Raw genomic sequence first — 2509 nt, 5'->3', positions numbered from 1 at the left:
AATACCTTGCAAAACTTAAGAGTGAATGGTACTATACCATTTACTAAAATAGGTGGCATCCTTTATTACAATTACGAGGACATTATGAGGGTATTGAAAGGGGAAGTCAAAAGCAAACGTATCAATTTCAGTAAATAAATGTGTGTTCATCTATTAGGAGCAAGCCATGTTTTCGCTACGCTTAAACGGCTTGCTCCTTCGGAGTTAAAATTGATTTTTGCACTTCGTTTAAAATCTATAATCATGGGAAGGCCAACATTACAGGAAGAAGATAAACGGATCATTCAAGTGAATATCCGGCTGACAAAAGATGAAAACGATACTGTAGTAAACTACGCCGAAGCATCGGGAATGACCCCTGCAAACTGGATCAGGCAGAAGGCTTTTACAGGAAGATTTCCGACTATAAAGTTATCACCTGTAAATGCTTCGCTTTATAGAGAACTGCACAAGGTTGGCGTAAATCTCAACCAGGCGGTAAAGCAATTACACGCTGGCAAATTATCAACGGCTTATCTTTCTATTCTTTTAGGATTGTTAAAAACTCAGAAAGATATTTTAAACTGTTTACTGAAATGACAGCGGACCAGGTTAAAGGAAAAGGTTTTAGAGGCGCACTAAATTACAACCTTGAAAAAGTTAACAAGGGTGTAGCCAAATGGCTTGATACTTCATTTGCGCAGCATGACGAGCGCACAATTATGGATGAGGTAAAAATGATACGTGTGCTAAGACCTAACCTGGCTAAATACTTTTATCATACCTCAGTTAACTTCCCGCCACATGAAAATTTGAAGGATGAGCAAATGGTAACCATTGCCAAAGATTATCTGGAGGCAATGGGATTTGACCAACACCAATATGCAATCTTCCGCCACTTTGATGCAGACCATCCACACATCCATATTTTGGTTAACCGCATCGGCTACGATGGTTCAGTTGTTTCAGATAGCCAAGATTACAAGCGAAGCGAAACTGTACTTAGAAGATTGGAGAAACAGCACGGCTTAAAGGAAGTAATTTCCAGTCGTATGGCGCAAGAAAGAGCCATGACTAAAAACGAGCTGGAAATGATGAAGCGTACAGATGAGCCATCCATCAAAATGAAACTACAGGTAATTATTAAATCGACATTTAATCAAAAACCTACAGTCGAACAATTTATAAACCGGCTTGAATCACAGGGCATCAATGTTTTATTCAACCAGGCCAGCACCGGTTTTGTGAGCGGTATATCCTACGGCTACGATGGTATGCAATTTAAAGGATCTCATTTAGGGAACGCTTACAAATGGCAGGCTGTTAAAAACGTTATCAGTTATGAACAAGAAAGAGATCGCACAGCAATACACCAGGCAAATGTTAGGACAAGAACCAACCAGACTGAACGAATCGGACAATCAGCCCTTACCGGAACAAGCGAACGAGTTATGGCAGATACAAAAGTTACTGCCGGAAATAGAAATGATGTACAGCAGGGCACTGGAAAATTACAGGATCAAATCGGAAAAGCAAATAGAAACAACAGCGCGGCGGCTCAATCAGTTGGAGAGCACAGCGGCCAACCTATCATTTCAAATAAAAAGTATAGTGGCGAGCGCGGAGCAGATCCATCAATCCAACAACCGGGTCGGCAGCAGATGGGTAATTCGGCTATACCTGGTGGCGATCTTATCGGGGATTTGCTCGGCGTTAATAACGATGCTGGTAATATGGATCAAAATGCGGTGAACCAGTTTAAGCGAAATAGGAAGAAGAAACGTGGACAAAGGTTGAGATAGTGAAAAGATTACTTTCAGTGTAACGATAAGACTCAACCAATTGAAAAAAAGTTAAGATTATCGATTAATACGCGAGGCTTTGAAAGATGGGAAAAATGTTAACTGAAATGTATTTATTGTGAATAAGCTGCTTGTTGTTAGGAAATTATCAAAAATAAAAATTGACTTCTGTCTTATCTTTGATTGATGAACCCCGTCATGAAAGTAGAAAGGATTACCCCGCAAAAATTTAGTGAGTATTTTAAGTTACCTGTAAATACTAGGTACAATTTTTTAGATATTTATGCCTATCAGGATATACCATTATTCCTAGACCCCTTCGGCCTGTCTGCGATGAGAGATGCTTGGTCAAAGGAATGTGAGAATCAAATTGCGACGTATTTCCAATACTTGCTGGACAGTATTAACCGCGGGGATAAGAAAACAGTAACTAGGTTGCTCAACGCTTTGCACGAGGTGGACGAAATTGCGCTGGGTTATTCTGCCAATGAGCCGAGCGGACGGGGTATTGGCAAGGTCCAGGCATTGGAGATCCAAGCCGCTTTTGAAAATAGTGAAGCAGCGAAATCTGGAGATATAAAGGATATAGCTGACTGCGCACTTTTAATTCCTGGGATCAGCAGAGATAAAATTTCTGATATAACAGCGAGTATTTTAAAGAAAAAGCTGATCGAATTCACGCAAAAGCAATGTAAAAAACATAAGGTTCCGATGAGCCGCGTTGCGGT

The 2509-nt window shown here is 40.4% G+C and carries 3 protein-coding genes; all 3 read left to right on the top strand.

Annotated features, from left to right (window positions below):
• Positions 1 to 243 precede the first annotated feature (243 nt).
• Complete coding sequence (locus ABIN91_RS18540) at positions 244 to 579, top strand: hypothetical protein (RefSeq protein WP_348052935.1); 336 nt, start codon at positions 244 to 246, stop codon at positions 577 to 579.
• Entirely contained in the window at positions 576 to 1781 is a 1206-nt protein-coding gene (locus ABIN91_RS18535; protein WP_348052934.1) for a relaxase/mobilization nuclease domain-containing protein, read from the top strand. The genes ABIN91_RS18540 and ABIN91_RS18535 overlap by 4 nt, the downstream gene beginning before the upstream one ends.
• A 198-nt stretch (positions 1782 to 1979) precedes the next feature.
• On the top strand, positions 1980 to 2509 hold a 530-nt coding region (locus ABIN91_RS18530; RefSeq protein WP_348052933.1), incomplete at its 3' end, for a hypothetical protein.

This window comes from Mucilaginibacter sp., from assembly GCF_039921305.1.
GTDB lineage: Bacteria > Bacteroidota > Bacteroidia > Sphingobacteriales > Sphingobacteriaceae > Mucilaginibacter.
This window is presented reverse-complemented; position numbering and strand designations above follow the sequence as displayed.

Coding starts and splice junctions, on each gene's coding strand:
- ABIN91_RS18540 (WP_348052935.1), top strand. CDS start 244: ATGGGAAGGCCAACATTACAGGAAGAAGATAAACGGATCATTCAAGTG.
- ABIN91_RS18535 (WP_348052934.1), top strand. CDS start 576: ATGACAGCGGACCAGGTTAAAGGAAAAGGTTTTAGAGGCGCACTAAAT.